Source organism: Actinophytocola sp. (genome assembly GCF_050699915.1).
Taxonomy (GTDB): Bacteria; Actinomycetota; Actinomycetes; order Mycobacteriales; family Pseudonocardiaceae; genus Actinophytocola.
Map to the genome: position 1 here is coordinate 38,192 of NZ_JBOHGA010000011.1, position 19,313 is coordinate 57,504.

General features: G+C 70.6%; 19 protein-coding genes and 1 tRNA gene. 4 read left to right on the forward strand and 16 right to left on the reverse strand.

Features of this window, described 5'->3' with window-relative positions; genetic code table 11:
- Positions 1-51 precede the first annotated feature (51 nt).
- The 15 genes from ACRDSK_RS03710 to ACRDSK_RS03780 all read right to left on the reverse strand — a co-directional run bounded on the left by ACRDSK_RS03710 (position 52) and on the right by ACRDSK_RS03780 (position 15,848).
- Positions 52-1,659 (reverse strand): solute symporter family protein, encoded by a 1,608-nt coding sequence (locus ACRDSK_RS03710; protein ID WP_431438445.1) that lies wholly within the window; start codon positions 1,657-1,659, stop codon positions 52-54.
- Positions 1,656-2,021 (reverse strand): DUF485 domain-containing protein, encoded by a 366-nt coding sequence (locus ACRDSK_RS03715; protein WP_431438446.1) that lies wholly within the window; start codon positions 2,019-2,021, stop codon positions 1,656-1,658. The genes ACRDSK_RS03710 and ACRDSK_RS03715 overlap by 4 nt, the downstream gene beginning before the upstream one ends.
- 140 nt (positions 2,022-2,161) lie before the next feature.
- The gene (locus tag ACRDSK_RS03720; protein ID WP_431438447.1) at positions 2,162-3,886 is read right to left on the reverse strand and encodes a cation acetate symporter; all 1,725 of its coding nucleotides are present in this window, start codon (positions 3,884-3,886) and stop codon (positions 2,162-2,164) included.
- Between the two features lie 388 nt (positions 3,887-4,274).
- Positions 4,275-4,628: a hypothetical protein gene (locus ACRDSK_RS03725; protein WP_431438448.1), complete on the reverse strand. Its 354-nt coding sequence runs from the start codon at positions 4,626-4,628 to the stop codon at positions 4,275-4,277.
- Positions 4,628-5,398 (reverse strand): LytR/AlgR family response regulator transcription factor, encoded by a 771-nt coding sequence (locus tag ACRDSK_RS03730; protein WP_431438449.1) that lies wholly within the window; start codon positions 5,396-5,398, stop codon positions 4,628-4,630. The genes ACRDSK_RS03725 and ACRDSK_RS03730 overlap by 1 nt, the downstream gene beginning before the upstream one ends.
- A 73-nt stretch (positions 5,399-5,471) precedes the next feature.
- The gene (locus ACRDSK_RS03735) at positions 5,472-6,560 is read right to left on the reverse strand and encodes a sensor histidine kinase (protein ID WP_431438450.1); all 1,089 of its coding nucleotides are present in this window, start codon (positions 6,558-6,560) and stop codon (positions 5,472-5,474) included.
- A gap of 75 nt (positions 6,561-6,635) precedes the next feature.
- The gene (locus ACRDSK_RS03740; protein WP_431438451.1) at positions 6,636-7,487 is read right to left on the reverse strand and encodes an alpha/beta fold hydrolase; all 852 of its coding nucleotides are present in this window, start codon (positions 7,485-7,487) and stop codon (positions 6,636-6,638) included.
- Positions 7,484-9,271 carry a cation acetate symporter gene (locus tag ACRDSK_RS03745; protein ID WP_431438452.1) on the reverse strand — a complete coding sequence of 596 codons (1,788 nt, stop codon included), beginning with the start codon at positions 9,269-9,271 and terminating at the stop codon, positions 7,484-7,486. The genes ACRDSK_RS03740 and ACRDSK_RS03745 overlap by 4 nt, the downstream gene beginning before the upstream one ends.
- A gap of 29 nt (positions 9,272-9,300) precedes the next feature.
- Positions 9,301-9,711, reverse strand: a complete 411-nt coding sequence (locus ACRDSK_RS03750) for a hypothetical protein (RefSeq protein ID WP_431438453.1) — start codon at positions 9,709-9,711, stop codon at positions 9,301-9,303.
- A complete protein-coding gene (locus ACRDSK_RS03755; RefSeq protein WP_431438467.1) occupies positions 9,708-10,547 on the reverse strand; it encodes a LytR/AlgR family response regulator transcription factor in 840 nt (279 codons plus the stop codon). The genes ACRDSK_RS03750 and ACRDSK_RS03755 overlap by 4 nt, the downstream gene beginning before the upstream one ends.
- Positions 10,548-10,671: 124 nt before the next feature.
- Entirely contained in the window at positions 10,672-11,532 is an 861-nt protein-coding gene (locus tag ACRDSK_RS03760) for a S49 family peptidase (protein ID WP_431438454.1), read from the reverse strand.
- Positions 11,533-11,637: 105 nt separating this feature from the next.
- Entirely contained in the window at positions 11,638-12,945 is a 1,308-nt protein-coding gene (locus ACRDSK_RS03765; RefSeq protein WP_431438455.1) for a histidine kinase, read from the reverse strand.
- 43 nt (positions 12,946-12,988) lie between these two features.
- On the reverse strand, positions 12,989-13,852 hold the full coding sequence (locus ACRDSK_RS03770) for a DNA-formamidopyrimidine glycosylase family protein (protein ID WP_431438456.1): 864 nt from the start codon (positions 13,850-13,852) through the stop codon (positions 12,989-12,991).
- A 27-nt stretch (positions 13,853-13,879) separates the two neighbouring features.
- Positions 13,880-14,317, reverse strand: a complete 438-nt coding sequence (locus tag ACRDSK_RS03775; RefSeq protein ID WP_431438457.1) for a DUF983 domain-containing protein — start codon at positions 14,315-14,317, stop codon at positions 13,880-13,882.
- Between the two features lie 79 nt (positions 14,318-14,396).
- Complete coding sequence (locus tag ACRDSK_RS03780) at positions 14,397-15,848, reverse strand: sigma-70 family RNA polymerase sigma factor (RefSeq protein ID WP_431438458.1); 1,452 nt, start codon at positions 15,846-15,848, stop codon at positions 14,397-14,399.
- A 210-nt stretch (positions 15,849-16,058) separates the two neighbouring features.
- Here ACRDSK_RS03780 and ACRDSK_RS03785 point away from each other — a divergent pair.
- Positions 16,059-16,131, forward strand: a tRNA-Gly gene (locus ACRDSK_RS03785).
- Between the two features lie 57 nt (positions 16,132-16,188).
- Here the strand turns inward: ACRDSK_RS03785 and msrA are convergent.
- Positions 16,189-16,857 carry a peptide-methionine (S)-S-oxide reductase MsrA gene (gene msrA / locus ACRDSK_RS03790; RefSeq protein ID WP_431438459.1) on the reverse strand — a complete coding sequence of 223 codons (669 nt, stop codon included), beginning with the start codon at positions 16,855-16,857 and terminating at the stop codon, positions 16,189-16,191.
- A gap of 62 nt (positions 16,858-16,919) precedes the next feature.
- Between msrA and ACRDSK_RS03795 the strand changes: the two genes are divergently transcribed.
- The 3 genes from ACRDSK_RS03795 to ACRDSK_RS03805 form a co-directional block, all read left to right on the forward strand.
- Positions 16,920-17,255 (forward strand): hypothetical protein, encoded by a 336-nt coding sequence (locus tag ACRDSK_RS03795; protein ID WP_431438460.1) that lies wholly within the window; start codon positions 16,920-16,922, stop codon positions 17,253-17,255.
- A gap of 42 nt (positions 17,256-17,297) precedes the next feature.
- The gene (locus ACRDSK_RS03800) at positions 17,298-19,073 is read left to right on the forward strand and encodes a hypothetical protein (protein ID WP_431438461.1); all 1,776 of its coding nucleotides are present in this window, start codon (positions 17,298-17,300) and stop codon (positions 19,071-19,073) included.
- Positions 19,074-19,087: 14 nt separating this feature from the next.
- Positions 19,088-19,313, forward strand: a 226-nt coding sequence (locus ACRDSK_RS03805) for a glycosyltransferase (RefSeq protein ID WP_431438462.1), incomplete at its 3' end; no start/stop codon positions are given.

Here is a 19,313-nt window from a genome sequence, read left to right on the forward strand (position 1 = left end):
GTGCGGCCCTCGGTCCGGGGACCGAGGGCCGCGCTCGACATGCCGTCGCCGCTAGTGGGTGACCGCCTTCTCCGCGCCCGCGCCGGTCAGCGAGCGAACCTCCATCTCGGCGTACTTGGCCTCGGTGCTCTCCTTGGAGAGCACGGAACCCAGGTAGCCGAGGAGGAACGCCACCGGGATCGACACGATGCCCGGGTTCGCCAGCGGGAACCAGTGGAAGTCCACCGACGGGAACATCGCCTTCTCCCCACCCGACACGGCCGGCGAGAAGACGATCAGCACGATGCACACCGTCAGGCCGCCGTAGATGCTCCACAGCGCGCCCTGGGTGTTGAACCGCTTCCAGAACAGCGAGTACAGGATCGTCGGCAGGTTCGCCGATGCGGCGACCGCGAAGGCCAGCGCGACGAGGAAGGCGATGTTCTGCCCGCTCGCCACGATGCCGCCGACGATCGCCACGGCGCCGATCACCAGCGCGGTGATGCGGGCGACCTTCACCTCCTGTGCCTTGTCGTCGACGGTGCCCTTCTTGATGACGTTCGCGTAGATGTCGTGCGCGAACGACGCCGACGCCGTGATCGTCAGGCCGGCGACCACCGCCAGGATCGTCGCGAACGCCACCGCGGCGATGAGACCCAGCAGCACCGTTCCGCCCAGCGCGTACGCGAGCAGCGGCGCGGCCGAGTTCTGCCCGCCGGGTGCGGCCGTGATCGTCTCCGCGCCCACCAGAGCACCCGCGCCGTAGCCGAGCACCAGGGTGAACAGGTAGAAGATGCCGATCAGCCAGATCGCCCACACGACGGAGCGACGGGCTTCCTTGGCCGTGGGCACGGTGTAGAACCGCATCAGGATGTGCGGCAGACCCGCGGTGCCGAGGACCAGGGCGAGCGCCAGGGACACGAAGTCCAGCCTCGAGGTGCCGCTGATGCCGTACTGCGCACCCGGGTTCAGCAGCGCCTCGCCGCCGTCGCCGACCTTCTCGACCGCCGCGCCCAGCAGGCTCGACAGGTTGAAGCCGAACTTGCCGAGCACCCAGACCGTCATCGCGAACGCGCCGACGATCAGCAGCGTCGCCTTGATGATCTGCACCCACGTCGTGCCGCGCATGCCGCCGATGATCACGTAGAGGATCATGATGATCCCGACGACCGCGATCACGAGCGCCTGGCCCGCCTTGGCCTCGATGCCGAGCAGGAGCGCCACGAGGCCGCCCGCGCCGGCCATCTGGGCGAGCAGGTAGAAGAACGAAACGGCGAGCGTGGAGACGGCCGCCGCGGCACGGACCGGACGCTGCCGCATCCGGAAGCTCAGCACGTCGCCCATCGTGTAGCGGCCGGTGTTGCGGAGCAGCTCGGCGACCAGCAGCAGGGCGATCAGCCAGGCCACCAGGAAGCCGATGGAGTAGAGGAACCCGTCGTAGCCGTACACGGCGATCGCCCCGGCGATGCCCAGGAACGAGGCGGCCGACAGGTAGTCACCGGAGATGGCGATGCCGTTCTGGGCGCCGGAGAACGAGTGTCCGGCGGCGTAGTAGTCGACGGCCGTCTTCGAGGTGCGGCTCGCGCGGAACACGATCACCAGGGTGATCACGACGAAGACGGCGAAGATGCTGATGTTGAGGGCGGCGTTGCTGCCCTCGACGCCCTGGGCCAGGTTCATCGCGCGCCTCCCTCGTCATCGGTCGTGGTGCCCTCCACGTCGTGCCGGATCTTGTCGGACACAGGGTCGAGCTTGCGGTTGGCGTGCCGCACGTAGAGCGCGGTGATCACGAAGGTGGACACGAACTGCAGCAGGCCGAAGATGAGCCCTAAGTTGATGTTGCCGAAGACCTTTGTGCTCATGAACTCGTGCGCGTAGTCGGACAAGAGCACGTACAGCAGGTACCAGGCGAGGAACGCCGCGGTCATCGGGAAGACGAAGCCGCGCAGCCGGCGGCGGAGCTCGGTGAACTCCGCGCTCTGTTGGATCTCGGACCAGTCGGGCCCCGATGGGGGAGGCGGACCCTGGTCGGTGCTACTCACAGTGCCTCCTGGCGGATGTCCAAGAGTGAATGGTCAACCCAACGTATGAAGATCCCCGAGCTGGGGACATCGCCGGCAGCCAAACCGCGTACCGGTGCGACGAACGGCTGACGAACGGTGCCGATGACGGGTCGAGTGGCCTACGTCACGTTCTCGTCGCGGAGGGCGCGGAGGCGGTCGGCCGGGGTCGTCGCGCGGTCCTCGTTGAGATGCAGGCGCAACATCGCCGTCCGTGACCAGCTCGGCGGGCGGCCGCGCAGCGAGACGACGATCATCGTGGCGAAGGCGAGCGGGACCGACCACGGCGCCGGCTGGGCGACGAGGATCGCGAGCCAGCCGTCGACCGGCAGGCCCCACAGGGTGCCGGCGATCGCGCCGCTGGAGGCGAACAGGCCGACGAGGACGCCGGTCATCGCTCCGGCGACGGTGAGCCGGGACCACCAGATGCCGAGCACGAGCAGCGGGCAGAAGGTGGACGCGGCGACGGTGAAGGCCCAGGTGACGAGCACGCCCGCGTCGAGCCGGATCGCTTGCAGGGCAAGGAGGACGACGACCCCGGACACGGCGATCACCGTGAGGCGGAGCCAGCCGAGGCCGCCGGGCAGCAGGTCGTAGGAGATCGCGCCGGAGACGACGAGGACGAGGCCGAGCGAGGTGGCGAGGAACGCGGCGAACGCGCCGCCGGTGAGCAGGGCGGTGAACGTGTCCCCGGGCCAACCGGTGTCGACCTGCGCGGGGAGGGCGACGACGGCGATGTCGGTGGCGCCGGAGAGGTAGAGCTGCGGGACGAGGACTCGGCCGAGGACGCCGTAGATGCCGGGGAAGAGGTAGAAGACGCTGAGCAGGGCGACGGTGAGCGCGGCGGTGCGGCGGGCGGCGCGGCCGTCGGGGCTGGTGTGGAAGCGCATGATCACGTGCGGCAGCCCCATGGTGCCGAGAGCGAGGGCGAAGACGAGGGCCCAGGTGCCGAGCAGAGGGTGGCCGGCGTCCTGGAGGTCGAGCAGCGGGCGTTCCCAGCCCTCGCCGCCGGGCCGGGCCTCGCCGCTGACCTCTGGAACCGGCTCGCCGCGCGGGAAGGTGACCGTGGTGCCTTCGGGGACGTCCCACTCGCCGGCCCTGACCTGGCTGCTCTGTCCGATGCTTTGTCCGATGCGGACTGTGGTGGGCTCGTGGAAGGTCAGGGTCGTGCCGACGCGGAAGTCGACGCGGGTGTCGCGGTCGAACTCGGTGAACTCGACCGGGTGGACGGCTTCGTCGCGGACCTGCGGGCCGACCTGGATGAGGAGCCAGATGGCCGGAACGATGAAGAGGACGAGCTTGAGGACGAACTGGAAGGCCTGGACGTAGGTGGCGGCGCGCATGCCGCCGAGGGCGAGGGTGACCGCGACGCCCGTGCCGGCGATGACGACGCCGACCCAGTAGGGGCTGTTGCTGACCGCGGCGAGGACGAGGCCGGCGGTGCGGAACTGCGGGACCAGGTAGAGGCCGCCGATGACGAGGATGACGGCGGCCGTTGTTCGTCTGAGGACCGGTGAGGCCAGGCGGGCTTCGGCGAAGTCGGGGACGGTGAGGGCGCCGGATCTGCGCATCGGGGCGGCGACCAGGACGAGCATGGCGATGTAGCCGGCGGTGAAGCCGACCGGGTACCAGAGGGCGCCGATGCCGTCCTTGACGACCAGGCCGGCGACGCCGAGGAAGCTGGCCGCCGAGAGGTACTCGCCGGAGACCGCGGCGGAGTTGAGCAGTGGGGAGACTCTTCGGCTCGCGACGAGGAAGTCGGAGGTGGTGCGCATGGCGGCCACCCCTCGGAGTCCGATGAGGAGGGTGACGAGGACGACCGGAGCGACCGCGAAGGCGATGATCACCGGTCGTCTGCCTCGCGGCTCGACCTGGTCGCTCGGGATTCGGAGTTACCGGCTCGGCTTCGTACGCAAGTCGTGTTCGCCCAGACTCGCGGCTGCTCCGCGCGCTCGACCTGCCTTCGCTGCGCCTCGGTTCCGAGGTGGCCTCCGGCCCCCGAGATCCAGCCTACTTGCGGGGCCTGACAGCTCCGGCCGCCACAACCCTCACATGTGGACAACCCCAACCGAGCCAAGCAAAAGCCCCCGCGCGCACACGCGCGTGCGGAACCCAAGTACCAAACGCCCCCACCCTCACCGGGGGCACCCCGTGACTCCATCCTATCGGCGTGTGCCGACAAGAGGCGTGGTTGTCGGGTTGCTGTGGACAAGTGCGGCGGTTGTGGACAACTCCTCATCGGGGGGTGTCCTCCGCTTGTTCGGCTCTGTGTAGGTGCCAGAAGGACAGCAGGGTCAGGGCCGGGTATGGCAGGACCGCCAGCGCCAGCCAGGAGACGGGGATGCCCAGCAGGCGGATGTCGTCCAGGGACGGGAACGCCGCGAAGAGCAGTGGTAGGCCCAGCATGCCCACGAAGAGCAGGACCAGCGGGGCGACCGCCAGGCGGCGTTGAGCCTTGTACAGCTCCGCGGCTCTGTCGGCGCCTGCTGGGTCCAGCTTGGGGACTCGCCAGCGGCCGCGGAGCCTTCTGCGGGAGTGGGCCAGTCGGGTCTGCGGGCTCATCACCGCGACCCGTTTGTGGCCCGGCATCAGACGCGCCGCTCAGATCGGTCCAGGGCGCCGCTGCGGGCCGCCGCCAGTAGGCGTTCGCGCAGGTCTCTCGCGTGGCGGCGGCTCACCGGGACGTCGCCGAGATCCGTGTGTGCCAGTAGGCCGCCCACCGAGTCGCTGCGCAGTTCTCGGACCGCGTCCAGTGCCACCAGGAAGCCCCGGTGCACTCGGACGAAGCCGGCCGGGCCCCAGTACTCCTCGAGTCGCGAGATCGGCATGCGAACGACATGCACGCCGGACGTCGCGTGTAGACGGACGTAGTCCCCGTGTGCCTCGACGAAGAGGACCTCGCCGCGTCGGACGTACCGGGTACGGCCGCCGCTCTCCACCGGCAGCGCCGCCATCGCGTCGGGGGGCGGCTCCGCGGCGGGGCCGACCGTCGGGAGCACGCGGTTGATTCGCGCGAGGGCGTCTGCCAGGCGCTCCGCGCGGATCGGTTTCAGCAGGTAGTCCACCGCCCCGATGCCGAACGCGGCCACCGCGTGTTGCTCGTACGCCGTCACGAACACGATCGCCGGCGGCTCCGACAGCTTCGCCAGCAGCGACGCCAGCTCCAGGCCGTCCAGGCCCGGCATCGAGATGTCCAGGAACACCGCGTCGAACCGGCCGCTCTGGATCATGCGCAGCGCCGACAAGGGATCACCCGCGCCCGACACCTCCGACACGTACGGCGACTCGCGCAGCAGCCGGCACAGCTCGTCGAGCGCGGCGGCGACATCATCCACCGCGAGCACCGACAGTCCGCTCACGACGCCACCTCGCAGGCTCGGTGACGCCGCTCGCGGTCGCCCTGTGTCTGACGGTTCGCTCCGCAAGCTCCGCTCACCCCGGCATCACCCCAGGCTGGAACCGCGGGATGCGCACGACCACCCGCGTTCCCTCGCCCGGCGCGGTCTCCACCACCAGGCCGTACCACGCGCCGTACACGTTGCGCAGCCGTCTGTCCACATTGGCCAGACCAACACTGTCCGAGCCGCCGCGGCCGGCGAGGATCTCCTCCGCCAGGGCCGGGTCCATGCCGAGGCCGTCGTCCTCGACGCCGATCACGCAGTCGTTGCCCTCGGCCTCGCCGCGCACCAGCACGTGCCCGGCACCGGCGCGCGGCTCGATGCCGTGCCGGATCGCGTTCTCCACCAGCGGCTGCAGCACCAGGTACGGCAGCGCCACCGCCAGCACCTCGGGGGCCACCCGGACCTGCACCTGCAGCCGCTCGCCGAGGACCGCGCGTTGCAGCGCCAGGTAGGTCTCGATCGCGTGGAACTCGTCCGCGACCGTCGTGTACTCGCCGTGCCGGGCCAGGCTGTACCGGATGTAGTCGGCGAAGTCGATCATCAGCTCGCGGGACCGGTCCGGCTCCGAGCTCACCAGCGCGGAGATCACCGTCAGCGCGTTGTACACGAAGTGCGGCGAGATCTCCGCGCGCAGCGCCCGCAGCTCCGCCTGCGCGGCCTGCTCCGCCGACGCCTCCAGCCGACCCCGCTCCAGCGCCTCGACGATCCAGTCCGCCGCCTCGCGCACGGCCGACCGGCGTACCTCGCCCGACACGACCAGCACCCCGGCGAGCTCGTGGTGGACATGCAGCGGCACCGCCATCAGCGGCGGCCGGCCGCCCTTCGCCTCGCTGTGCAGGACCTTCTCGACGAGCTCGGTCACGGCGTGCTCGGCCGGAGGCGGCGCGGGCGCCCACACCGGCCGGCCGGACAGGTCCGCCAGCCCCACGTGCTCCGCCTCCAGCAACCGGCGCACCCCGCGCGCCGCGGCCCGCGCGCCGACGCCGCCGAGGCCGTCCTTCAGCTCGTCCGCGATGTGCCGCGCCGCGCTCAGCACCGCCATCGGGTCCGCGCGCGACCACGGCCGCGAGCGAACCCGCGCCGGTGCCACGTCAGGCGCTCGATCGGCGGACACCGCCATCAGCGCTCCCATCGTCGGCGACCGGGACTCGCGACAAATGGTAACGGTGGATTTGCCCGAACTACGGCCTCGACATCACGGCTTGCACACGAACGCGACCAGCGCCTTCCGGAACTCCTCCGGGGCCTCCAGCCAGGGCACATGGCCCACCTCGGGCAGCGTCACGCGGGTCATCGACGGCAGCGCGTCGGCCAGCGAGTCGACCGCCCGGCGCGGGCGCGGGTCCCGCTCGCCGTCGATGATCAGCGTCGGCACCGACAGCTCTCGGCACGCCTCGACGAGCTCGGCCTCGCGCCACGTCCGGCGGTCCTCGGCGTTGATCACCGCGTTGCACTCGTAGTTCACCTCGAGCCAGGGCGTCGCCATCCGCTCGGCGTGCGCGACGGCCGTCGCCGGGTCGGCGAAGTCCGCCGACCACCGCAAGATCGCCAGGTCGCGGTCCTGCTCGACGCTGCGCTCGCGGTCACGCAGCTCGTCCAGCCTGGCAAGGTTCGGGCCGAGCCGGGCGGCGAGGTTGCGCTCGTACTCCTCGTGCCAGTCGAAGCCGAGCCCGGTGCCGGCCACGTAGACCAGCTTGGCGACCCGGTCGGGGTTGTCGAGGGTGTAGCGCAGCGCGAGCTGCGCGCCCCACGAGTGGCCGAGCAGGGCGAACCGGTCCAACCCGAAGTGCGCGCGTACCGCGTCGAGGTCGGCCGCCGCACGCGCCATCGAGTACGGCCCGCGCCGCTCCGAACGCCCGCAGCCCCGCTGGTCCCAGCGGATCACCTTCAGCCGGTCGGCGAGCATCGCTGCGGCGTCGCCGAACATGTCCCACATGCCGGGTCCGCCGTGGCAGACGACCAGCGGCTCGCCCGCGCCGATCGTGTTGGCCCACAACCGGCGCCCGTCGTCGGCGACCACCGGTCTCAGCTGGAGTGGCGACCTCACTTGCGATGCCTCCCGTCGGCGAGCCGGGCCCGCTCCTCCGCGGTGCCGAACCGTGCGACCGCGCGGTCGCGGATGAAACCGAGCCCGTCGGGAGCATGCATGCGCAGCCGGATCTGCGCGAGGTCTGCCGGGATGTGGCTCGACGTCGCCTTGCTCACCAGGATCACCGTGAGGAAGGCGATCGGCACGGTGATCAGCGCGGGCTGGCCGAGCACCGCGGGCGCCCAGTCGCCGGTGAACCCGCTGACCGTGTTCAGCACCAACGACGCCAGGACCAGGCCGCCGCCCACGATCATGCCGGCCGCGGCACCGACCCAGGTGAGCTTGCGCCACCACACGCCGAGCAGCAGGACCGGGCAGAACGTGGACGCGGCCAGCGCGAACGACATGCCGACCGACAGCGTGATGTCCGCCGGGCGCAGCACGAGCGCGAGCGCGAGCGGCGCGCCGCCGGCGATCACCGTGGCGAAGCGGAAGTCGCGCACCCGGCCGCGCAGCACGTCGGTCGACAGCACGCCGGACACGCTCACCACGAGGCCGGACGACGTCGACATGAACGCCGCGAACGCGCCCGCCATCGTCACCGCGCCGAGGATCTCGCCGAGCAGGCCGGGGGCGATCTTCGACGGCAGCAGCAGGACGGCCGCGTCGGTCTGGCCGGTCACCAGCAGCTCCGGCACGTAGAGCCGGGACAGCGCGCCGATCAGGATCGGGAACAGATAGAACAGCGACAGCAGCAGCAGCACGTGCAGCGTGGTGCGCCGCGCCGCGCGGCCGTCGGGGTTGGTGTAGAAGCGGACGAGCACGTGCGGCAGGCCCATGGTGCCGAGGAACAGGGCCAGCATCAGCGAGTACGTGTAGAACAGGTCGCCGGACCCGGCCGCCGGGCGCAACCAGCTCGCGTTGTCGGTCGGTGAGCCCACAACGACCGGCACCGTCGAGCCCTGGGAGAAGTTCAGCTCGGTGCCGGCATCGGCGGTGTGCGTGCCGGGCGGCCAGTACACCGTGCCCGTCACCTGGTTGCCGTCGACCGTGCCGACCGCGCTCAGCACCACCGCGTGGTCCACCCGTACCTCCACCGGGGTCTCGACGTGGAGTGTGGTGGCGCTGGTGAACGCGGGCGGCAGCTCCTCGGTGAGGCCGGTGATCTCGCCGCCGCGCGGGCCGCCGTTGCCGATGAACAGCACGCACATCACGAACGTCGGTGCCGCGATCGCGAACAGCTTGAACCAGTACTGGAACGCCTGCACGACGGTGATCGCGCGCATGCCGCCGCCGAACACGTTGAAGATGACCACGACTGTCACGAGCAGCGCGCCGACCCAGCCGGGCACCGGCAGCACGTTGGCGAGCGCGAGCCCGGCGCCCTGCAGCTGCGGGACGACGTAGAGGATCCCGATGGACACGACGAACACGGCGGCCAGACCGCGCAGCGCGCGCGAGCCGAGCCGGGCCTCGCAGAAGTCGGGCAGCGTGTAGGCGCCGGACCGGCGCAGCGGCGCGGCGACGAACAGCATCAGCGCGAGGTAGCCCGCGGTGAAGCCGACCGGGTACCACAGCGCGTCCGCGCCGTCCTTGAGCACGAGGCCGGCGACGCCGAGGAACGACGCGGCGGACAGGTACTCGCCGGACACCGCGGCGGCGTTGCGCCGGGACCGCACGGTGCGCCGCGCGACCAGGAAGTCCTGCGTCGTGTAGGCCGTCCGCGACGAGCGGAAACCGATGTAGAAGGTCGCGACGGTGACGAGCAGGACCGCGGCAAGCGCCCACACTTTAGCGTCCACCGAACGTCCCGGGTCCTAACGAGAGCTGGCTACTTCTCCACCATCGCGACGAACGCCTGTTCCTGGCGCTCGGCCACCCGGTTGTACCAGTAGGCGACGCCGAACAACAACGGGAACGGCAGTACGCCGATGATCAACCACGGTAGCCGGACGCCGGCGAGGTCGAGCTCGGAGAGATGCGGCACGAGGAAGAAGATCGCCGGCACGGCCGCCAGCAGGCCGACCGCCAGGCACCAGAACCGGACGGCGATGTGGAGTTGGTGGCGGACGAACTGGGTGACCAGCTCCTCGCCGTAGCTGGTCTGCTCCTCCAGTTCGACGACAGTGCGCAGGACGGTGACCGGCGCGCGGGAGTCGGCGAGGACCACCCGCTTGCGCCGGGGTTTGGTCGGCGGGTCCTTGTAGGGCTTGTCCGACGGACCAGCGGAATGTTTACTCATGCCCCCCCGCGACGGGTGATGCGGTCCTTGAGTTCACGGGTGTGCCGCCGGCTGACCGGGAGCTTGCGCTCCTCCTCGCCGATCACCACGTGGTAGCCGTTGCCGCCGAGCTGCAGCTCGGTGATCAGGTTGATCGGCACCAGGTAGGAGCGGTGGATGCGCACGAAACCGGCCTTCTCCCAGCGCTCCTCGAGCTGGGCGAGCGGGATGCGGACCAGGTGCGAGCCCTCGGCGGTGAACAGCCGGGCGTAGTCGCCCTGCGCCTCGACCCAGCGGACCGCCGAGCGCGGGATCAGCTTGGTGGTGCCGGCGAGCTCGACCGGGATGACCTCTTCGTCGCTTGGCTCGGGGCCCGCGGGCGCGCCGGTCGCCTCGCCGGTCAGGCCGTCGCCGCGTAGCTTCGAGATCACCCGCTGGACCGCGCGGTCCATGCGGGTCTGGTCGCACGGCTTGGGGATGAAGTCGACCGCGCCGAGCTCGAAGGCCTCGACCGCGTCGTTGCCCTCGCCGTGGCCGGTGATGAAGACCAGCACCGGGGACGGCTTGAAGCCGGCCAGGACCTTGGCCATCTCCATGCCGGTGAGGCCGGGCATCTTGAGGTCGGAGAAGACGGCGTCGACGATCGGCCGGCCGGAGTTGCGGCGGGCGTTCAGCTCGGGGTCGTCGCCGGCGAGCTGGCGCAGCGCCTCGGTGGCATCGAATGCCGGGATGACTCTGCGCACGAACCGGTTGGCGTCCAGCCGTTCGAGCATGAGGTCCATCCCGTCCTTCTCGTCGTCAACGGCCAGGACGACGAGACCGGGGGTGTTAGCTGAGGTACTCACGGTGAGGTGCATCTTGCCGATCGGGAGAACCAAATGTCCATGGTCAACCTCCTGCTTACCCCGCCCGTGTGAGCGTTGCGCCGATCGTGCGTGTCGGACACAACTCTGAGCAGCGTTTCCGTGTCAGCCACATGCCTCACATGCCGAACCGCGACCAGGTGGCCCGGACCTCCAGGGCCTGCAGCGCGCCCATGACACGGTCGGCCGAGCTCAGGCTCGCGGCCGCGCCGCCGAGGCCGAGGCGGGCGAGCAGCGGACGCTTGGGCTCGGCCACGGTGATCTCCGCGTCCGGGTAGCGCTCGGCGATCACCTGCCGCGCGTTGCCGACCCCGTCGACGAGCCCGAGCTCGGCGGCCTTGGCCCCGGTCCAGACCTCGCCGGTGAACAGGTCGTCCTGGCCGTCGAGGCGGTCACCGCGGCGCTGCTTGACCCAGCCGACGAACTGCTCGTGCAGCTGGGTCTGCAGGCCCTTGAGCCACTCGACGTCCTCGTCCTTCTCGGGACGGAAGGGGTCGAGGCGGACCTTGTGGGCGCCGGCCGTGTAGACGCGGCGCTCGACGCCGACGCGCTCGAGCAGGCCGTCGAGCCCGAAGCCGGCGGTGACCACGCCGATGGAGCCGACCAGCGAGGACGCGTGGGCGTAGATCTCGTCGGCGGCGCAGGCGAGCCAGTAGCCGCCGGACGCCACGACGTCCTCGCAGAAGGCGAGCACGGGAACCTTCTTGCGGTCAGCGAGCTCCCTGACCCGCTCGCCGACGAGCGCGGACTGGGTCGGCGCCCCGCCCGGCGAGTTGATCGTGAGCGCCACAGCCGAGAGGCGCTCGTGTTCGAAGGCCCTGGTCAGCGCCGACTCGACCGTGTTGATGTTGATCGTGCCGCGGGCCAGCGGGGAGGGCGTCGGGGTGATGACCCCGTGCAGCTTGACGACGGCCACCACGGGCCCGGTGTGGCTTCGGCCTCTGGGCAGCTTGGCCGCCAACTTGTCCGTGACGCTCATACCCCAACCCTAGGCGCGTTCCGGTATCCGGCTCGTGAGCCGGGCGTTCGGTTTCGGTGGCTCGTTCGGTGCTGCTCTCCGTCACCCGCCGCCCGGAGGCGTCCTTCAGGTCGCTGAGTGTCCGGAGGGCGTCCTTCCTGGCAGTTGACCGCCGCCGATGGTGGGTTGGGGGCCCGTCGTCTCCGTGTCCTCCGTGCCGAACTTGGGGAGGTCGGGGCGGACGCCCGGGAAGAACTTCGGGACTCGGAGGATCACCTTCATGCCCGCGCCCGGGGCGGTCTCCGCCATCAGGGCGTACTCGTCGCCGAAGACCGAGCGCATGCGTTGGTTGATGTTGCCGATGCCGACGTGCGAGCCCGTCTTGTGGGCGTCTCGCAGGTCGGCGAACAGGCGGTCGGCGTCCATGCCGACGCCGTCGTCCTCCACGCTGATCAGGGCCTCGTTGCCGTTGTCCTGCGCGACCACCGTGACCGTGCCGCCGCCGGGCTTCGGGGACAGGCCATGCTGCACGGCGTTCTCCACCAGCGGCTGCAGCACCAGGAACGGCACGACGACGCCGAGCACCTCGGGCGCGATCTTGATCCGCACGTTGAGCCGGTCCGCGTAGCGCTGGGCCTGGATGGTCAGGTAGCGGTCGATATTGCGCAGCTCCTCGGCCAGCGTCGTGAACTGGCCGGACGTGCGGAACGAGTACCTGGTGAAGTCCGCGAACTCCTGCAGCAGGTCACGCGCGCGCTCGGGGTCCGTGCGGATCAGCGACGAGATCGAGTTCAGCGCGTTGTACAGGAAGTGCGGCGAGATCTGCGCGCGCAGCATCCGCACCTCGGCCTTCGCCAGCGCCTGCTTGGACTCGTCGAGCTTCGCGAGCTCCAGCTGGATCGAGACGAACTTCGCCACCTCGTCGGCGGCCCGGATGAGTCGCTTCGAGTTGACCCCGCCGACCACGATCAGCGTGCCCTCGACCTGGCCGTCCGGAATCAGCGGGACGATCACCGCGGTGCGCATCGGACAACGACCACGCTGGTTGCACGGCAGGTTCGTGTGCGGGATGGCCGCGCGCTGCGCCTTGCGGATCGCCACGTCGATCGTCGGGATCAGGTGTTGGTAGTGCTCGTTCGCGCCGCCGTCCCACGACAACAGGCGGCCGCGCTCGTCGGTGATGCCGATCGCCACGCACTTCAGCATCTCCACCAGGTGCTTCACCGCCTGGTCGGCGGCCTCCTCGGTGAGCCCGCTGCGCATCGCCGGCGCCGCCTTCGACAGCCGCTGCACGGCGTCGAGCACCGCGTCGGCGACCGAACCCTGCGACTTGCGCCGCCGGACGATCACCGCGAACAGGCCGCCGACGACGAGCAGGCCGATCGCGCCGATGAGCGCGCGCTCGTTGAAAATGCCGGACAGCAGGTCGGTCACCTGTCAATGCTCAACCGTATGGTGCTCGCGAAGCAAGCGAGCCCTACTTGAGCAGCCGCGACATCCGCCGGTCGGCGAGCGGCTTGCCGCCCGTCTGGCAGGTCGGACAGTACTGAAAGGCCTTGTCCGCGAACGACACCTCGCGCACCGTGTCGCCGCACACCGGACACGGCATCCCGGTGCGCGCGTGCACCCGCAGGCCGGACCGCTTCTCGCCCTTGAGCAGCGCCGCGTGCTGGCCGACCGACCTGGTCACGGCGTCGTCGAGCACCTTGCCCAGCGCCGCGTAGAGGTCGTCGACCTGCGCGTCGGTGAGCTTGCCCGCGGTCGCGTACGGGGAGAGCCGCGCGGTGTGCAGGATCTCGTCGGAGTAGGCGTTGCCCACGCCCGCGAGGATCTTCTGCGTGGTCAGCGCCGTCTTCAGCCGCTCGGTGCGGCCGGCCAGCACCGATGCGAACTCGTCGCGGCTCACCGCCAGCGCGTCCGGGCCGAGCGCGGCGATGGCCGGCACCTCGGTCGGGTCGGCGACGATCCACGCGGCGAGCCCCTTCTTCGTGCCGGCCTCGGTGAGGTCGAAGCCGGGGCCCTTGCCGGGCGGGCCGAGGTGCACCCGCAGCGCGAGCGGACCCTTGCCCGGCTTGGGCGGAGCGGCAGCCATCGTCTCCGCCCAGCGCAGCCAGCCCGCGCGGGCCAGGTGGATGATCAGGTGCAGGCCGTCGCAGTCGAGGTCGAGGAACTTGCCGTGCCGGCCGGTCGCGGTGACCGTCCGGTCGCGAAGCTCGGTCCACGGCGGAGTGACGGTCTTGAGCACGGACAGGGACGCCACGTCGACCCTGGCCACGGTGCGGCCGACCCCGTGCTCGCGGATGTGCTGCGCGAGCGCCTCGATCTCGGGTAGTTCTGGCACGTCGCCAGTCTTGCCGCATTCCGGCTTTTACGCCACGGGTTGTAGCGGACCTTCGATTCCAGGCACCGAGTCGATCTGGATGCTCTTCTCCACGCGGTTCATCTGCTGACGCACGGTGAATACGCCGCGGACGATGCCGACCCAGCGCTCGACCGGGTCCGCCTGTCCGCCCTCGCCCGTCTCGGCGACGATGGTCCACGGCCGGCGCAAGGCCCAGCGGGTCGGGAAGAACAGCACGGCCATCAGGATGAGCAGCACGACCCACAGTGGCACGACCACGTCGTCGGGCGTCCACACGATCAGGATCAGGCCGAGCGCCACCACGAGGACGAGCAACACGATCGCGGCCGCGTTGCCCACACTGACGTCATGCTCGAAGTCGTCCGACGTGGCCGGCGACCGCCATTCCAGGCGGCTGCGCACGGTCCATTGCCGTCCGTCCGCACCGGTTACAGTGCGTACCATTTCAAGGCCTCCCGGCTCCGGAGCTGGTCGGGATCATCTACTGCTCATGATGACCCAACCGGCCAGCTCCACGCACGGGTCAGGGGCCGTTCGGCGCAGCGTAGGCTGCGGTAGGTTCATCCGTTCGGGCTGTCTGCGGTCCCCCAGAAGGGCGTTCAGTCGGCGAAGGTCGCTGTGTGTAGCTCGTGGTCTCGGACGTCGTCCGGGTCTGGTTCAGCGAGTTGACCTCGGTGACCGTGGTCGTCTCGTAGACGATCACGTAGCCGTCCTGCGTCGTCGTGTGCCGCTCGACCGTGGTCTCCCGGTAGACGATCGGGGCGCTCTCGTCGAACGCGTCCTCGGTCAGCACCGGCTCCTCGGTCCGCGCGCCGTCCGTCTTCGCCGTCTTCGCCGCCGGCTTCGAGGACGTCGGCGTCACCGACGGCGCCCGCTCGTCGGCCGAGTCCGCCGGCTCGACGGGCGCGGCCTGCCGCTCGGGCACGCGGGCGTGGGTGCTCAGGCTGCCGGTGGTGACCCGAAGCGACGAGCTCGGCGGCGCCGGCTGCGTGATCTGAAGCTCGTCGGCGCCCTTGCCAGCCAGGTCGAGCGGGCCGGCGCCGTCGTCGCCGCTCCACGGTCCGACGACGAGCCCGAACAGCCCGACCGCGGCGGCCGAGCTCGCGGTCAGCCCGATCTGGATCTTGGTGCTCGCAAGCAGCCCCTTGAGCGTCGCGCCGAACCCGCCCGCGGCGGCGGCACCCGCGACCACGACAGGGGCGAGCGAGACCCCGGCGTGCGCGCGAAGCCCGGAGCAGACCTCGCGCAGCTCGGCGTGCATCGCGGTGCAGGAGGCGCAGGCGGACAGGTGAGCGCGGATCCGGCGGCGCTCGATGCCGGACGTGCTGCCGGCCGTGTAGGCGCCGAGCTTCTCGAGCACCGACCGGCAGCCGGTGGCGCTGCGGTCCGCGGCGAGGTGGGCCTGCAGGTAGGCGGCGCGCAGGCCCTGCCGGGCACGGCGGGCGAGGGCGGCGGTGGCGTTGGGAGACAGGCCGAAGTTGTTGGCCACCGCGGCCGGGCGCTCGCCCTCGACCTCCATCTTCCAGAGCACGTTGCGCCAGCGCTCCGGCAGGCTCGTGAACGCGCGACGGATCAGGTTGCGCTCGGTGAACTGGCCGGTGGTGTCGGGGTCGGACGGGGCGCGGTGGGTCAGCTCCTCGTCGCTGACCGGGACGTCCTTGCGGCGCAGGCTCCACTCCCAGGCCACCCGGCGGGCGACGATCAGCAGGTAGCCACGGACGTTGTCGACCGGCCCGGACCCGCGGCGGATGGCTTGCAGCACGCGGAAGAACGCCTCGGCGGTGAGATCCTCGGCCTCGGCTCGGTCGTTGACGAGCCCGAGCGCGAGCCGGAAGACAGCGGTGGAATGGCGGGAGAAGAGCTCTCCGAACGCCGCGTCCTCCCCCGCGCGAAGCCGCTCGAGCAGCGCCCGATCCTCCGCGTCCCCTGTCTCCGCCCTGTTCGCTCCAGTTGATCTCGGAGCTTCGCCGGTCATCTGACCCGGCACCTCCTCCCGGCCGCCACGGGAATCTGGCTCAACATGCCACAGGACGCAACGCGGATACGACAAACGTTAAGAACGTTAAGGCGATACCTACGAAGGTATTAACCTGTTCGGCCTAATCCGAAGTCCTGGGCAGGCCCATCAACACGGCGGGGTTACCCCACCCGTTCGTCCGCTAAACTCGCCGATGCACGCCATCAAGCGGACGTAGCGCAGCTGGTAGCGCATCACCTTGCCAAGGTGAGGGTCGCGGGTTCGAGTCCCGTCGTCCGCTCTTCCACAGGGAAGGGCCCCGCCTCGACTGTCGAGGCGGGGCCCTTCGCGTGTCTTCTCAGGCTTCGTTGGTGGCGAGGCCGATCGGGCAGCTGACGCCCGTGCCGCCCAGGCCGCAGTAGCCGTTCGGGTTCTTCGCGTCGGACAGGTACTGCTGGTGGTAGTCCTCGGCGTAGTAGAACTCGCCGAGTGGCGCGATCTCCGTGGTGATCTCGCCGTGGCCGCCGCGGGACAGCGCCGCCTGGTAGGACGCCCGGCTTTCTTCGACGGCCGCTCGCTGGGCCTCGTCGGTGTAGTACGCCGTGGAGCGGTACTGGGTACCCACGTCGTTGCCCTGGCGCATGCCCTGCGTCGGGTTGTGGCCCTCCCAGAACACCTTCAGCAGCCCGTCGTAGGAGACCTGCTCGGGGTCGTACACGACCAGCACCACCTCGGTGTGCCCGGTCAGGCCGCTGCACACCTCCTCGTACGTCGGGTTGGGGGTCTGCCCGCCCGCGTAGCCGACCGCCGTCGTGTACACGCCCGGGGTCTGCCAGAACAGGCGCTCGGCGCCCCAGAAGCAGCCCATCCCGAACACGGCCGTCCGCATGCCCTCCGGGAACGGCGCGGCGATCGGCCGGTCGTTGAACACCGCGTGTGCGCCGGCTACCGGCATCCGGTCCGCCCGGCCGGGCAGCGCCCGCGACGCGTCCACCATCCGTGCCTTGTCATGCCCGAACAACGCCATGCCTCCACTCTTCTCCGTAGCTCTCACCGGGGTCAACGCTCGGCCGTGGTAACAACTTCCCCATGGCTTGGCAGGACCGGTTCCGGGCGCTCGGCGAGGACCTCGTCTCCGGGCGGATCGGCACCGACGAGTACCGGGCGCGCAGCGAGGAGATCCTCGCCGAGGTGGACCGGCAGGCGGCGGAGGCGACCCAGCCGACAGCACGGTCGACAACGCAGCCGACCCAGTCCCCGCTGGTGCGCATTCCCGCGTCCGCAGCGTGGGAGGCGCCCACCGGCGAGATGACCCAGATCGTCGGCACCCGAGACGAGACGGCACTGGTCAACGACCCGGTGGACGAGTCCGGGAAGGCTCCGGTGAGCATCAGCGACAAGCTGGAGACGAACGGCGACGACTAGGCCGCGCGTCGGTGGTCAACGCGGCTTTGACATGGTATGGGCGTGACGAGCACGGTCTTGAAGAAGGATCCGGAGGCGGATCCACCGCGCGAGCCTGGCGCCGACGAGGACGGTGAGGGCTCGAGCAGACTCGACCGGCGCGCCGACGCCATGGTCACCGCGCTGCGCGGCTGGCTGACCGACCGGCGCATCGCCCGGCTCGTCGAGCTGCTCGCGCTGATCCCGCCGATCGCCATCGTGCTCGAGGTGTCCCGGTCGGGGAAGCTGCAGTGGCTCGACTACTGGTATGTGCTGATCCGGCTGACCCACCCGGACGGCTCGTTCCACCTCGGCGGCATCTTCACGCCGCAGAACGAGCACCCGCTGGTCATCCCGTCACTGCTGTACTGGGCCGACGCGAAGCTCGCGGACGGGGACAACCGGGTGCTCGGGTACGCCGTGGTCGTGATCGCGGCGGCCACCGTGCTCCTGATGCGCGCGGCGCTGCCGAAGACACTGCCGCCCGTGGCCCGCGCGGGGCTCGTGGTCGGCGCGTCCGCGCTGGTGTTCAGTCTGCAGGGGCTGCACATGTTCGTCCGCTCGATGAGCGGCTCGGCGTGGCTCACCGCGAACCTGTTCGTCGTCGCCGCGCTGCTGCTCGCCGCCCGGCGCAAATGGCCGGCCGCCTGGGCGGTCGGCTTTCTCGCGACCGCGTCCTACGGCACCGCGTTCGCGCTCTGGCCGGCGCTCGCGCTGTTCGCCGCGCTGCACAAGGAACGCTGGCGGACGCGGCTGATCCCGCTCGGGATCGGCGGCGTGCTGATCGGCATCTGGTACATCCTCAAGCCGCACGTCTGGGTCGGCGGGGCGCCGGCGAACGACATCGGCTCGCTGCTGTTCACGTTCCTGACCGTCGTCGGGAAGATGTGGACCGCCGACAACGCCGGCTGGGCGGTCACCGCCGGCGCGCTGATGCTCGTCCTCTACGCCGTCCTGACGACCAACAAGACCGCCCGCGACCCGTCGCTGCGGTTCTGGTGGGCGCTCGCCACCTACGGCATCCTCGCCTGCGGCATGATCGCCACCGCCCGCGTGGACTTCGGCGTCAACTTCGGGCTCACCAGCCGGTACTCCTCGCTCGCGGTGATCGTGTCGATCCCGCTGCTCGTGCTGCTGTCCGCGGTCCTCTACAAGGGCGTGCGGCGCAACGCGCAGAAGATCGCGATCGTCGTCGTCGCCATCGGCGTCGTCGGGTTCACGCTCGGCCTGCCCACCGCGGCCCTGCTGCGCAACGAGATCAAGGCGCACCCGCTGGAGGCCATCGCGATGGCGGCCGGCTACGGCGACGCGCTGGGTCCGGTGCTGCCGACCGAGGCCTCGCTCCAGCCCGACCTCGACGTGCTGGCGCACTACCCGCGCAACGGGACCTTCTCGCTGGGCTGCGGCGGCCCGGAGCTCGGCTCGACGATCGACCTCGCCGACGCGAGTGAGCTGCCCCCGCCCGGCACCCGCAGCCCGAAGAGTCCGACCGGCCGCATCGAGGCCGTCGAGCCGGCCGGTGAGGCCGACCTGATCACCGGCTGGGCCACCGGCGGTCTCGGCGAGGGCGTCGACCAGGTGCGCTGCACCGTGGTCGTGGACGGGGACGGCAAGATCGTCGGCGCGGGCGTGAGTCACCTGACCCGCCCGGACGTCACCGCCAAGCTCTGGGATTTGCCGCCCGACGTAGGCTTCCGTGCGATCGGACCGGTCACCGACGAGACACGCATCGTCGTCATCTTCGAAAGCGGCGCGATGCGGTGGCTCCCCGCGCAGGTCAGCGACACCGAGGACGAGTAGTGAGTATTGAAACCGTGCCAGATGTGCAGGTCAGTGTCCTGATCCCGGTCAAGGACGAGGAGGCGACGCTGGCCACCCTGGTGGCCGAGATCGGCGAGGCGTTCGCGACGATGCCCGAGGTCGAGTACGAGGTGATCTTCGTCGACGACGGCAGCGTGGACACCAGCTGGACAGTCATGCAGGAGCTGGCCGCGACCAACGAGCGGGTGCGCGCGCTGCGGCTGCGGCGCAACTTCGGCA

Excerpts from the sequence above, each read along its gene's own strand:
- ACRDSK_RS03710 (WP_431438445.1), bottom strand. The coding sequence starts at position 1,659 with ATGAACCTGGCCCAGGGCGTCGAGGGCAGCAACGCCGCCCTCAACATC.
- ACRDSK_RS03725 (WP_431438448.1), bottom strand. The coding sequence starts at position 4,628 with ATGCCGGGCCACAAACGGGTCGCGGTGATGAGCCCGCAGACCCGACTG.
- ACRDSK_RS03735 (WP_431438450.1), bottom strand. The coding sequence starts at position 6,560 with ATGGCGGTGTCCGCCGATCGAGCGCCTGACGTGGCACCGGCGCGGGTT.
- ACRDSK_RS03750 (WP_431438453.1), bottom strand. The coding sequence starts at position 9,711 with ATGAGTAAACATTCCGCTGGTCCGTCGGACAAGCCCTACAAGGACCCG.
- ACRDSK_RS03755 (WP_431438467.1), bottom strand. The coding sequence starts at position 10,547 with ATGCACCTCACCGTGAGTACCTCAGCTAACACCCCCGGTCTCGTCGTC.
- ACRDSK_RS03760 (WP_431438454.1), bottom strand. The coding sequence starts at position 11,532 with ATGAGCGTCACGGACAAGTTGGCGGCCAAGCTGCCCAGAGGCCGAAGC.
- ACRDSK_RS03775 (WP_431438457.1), bottom strand. The coding sequence starts at position 14,317 with ATGGTACGCACTGTAACCGGTGCGGACGGACGGCAATGGACCGTGCGC.
- ACRDSK_RS03780 (WP_431438458.1), bottom strand. The coding sequence starts at position 15,848 with ATGACCGGCGAAGCTCCGAGATCAACTGGAGCGAACAGGGCGGAGACA.
- msrA (WP_431438459.1), bottom strand. The coding sequence starts at position 16,857 with ATGGCGTTGTTCGGGCATGACAAGGCACGGATGGTGGACGCGTCGCGG.
- ACRDSK_RS03795 (WP_431438460.1), top strand. The coding sequence starts at position 16,920 with ATGGCTTGGCAGGACCGGTTCCGGGCGCTCGGCGAGGACCTCGTCTCC.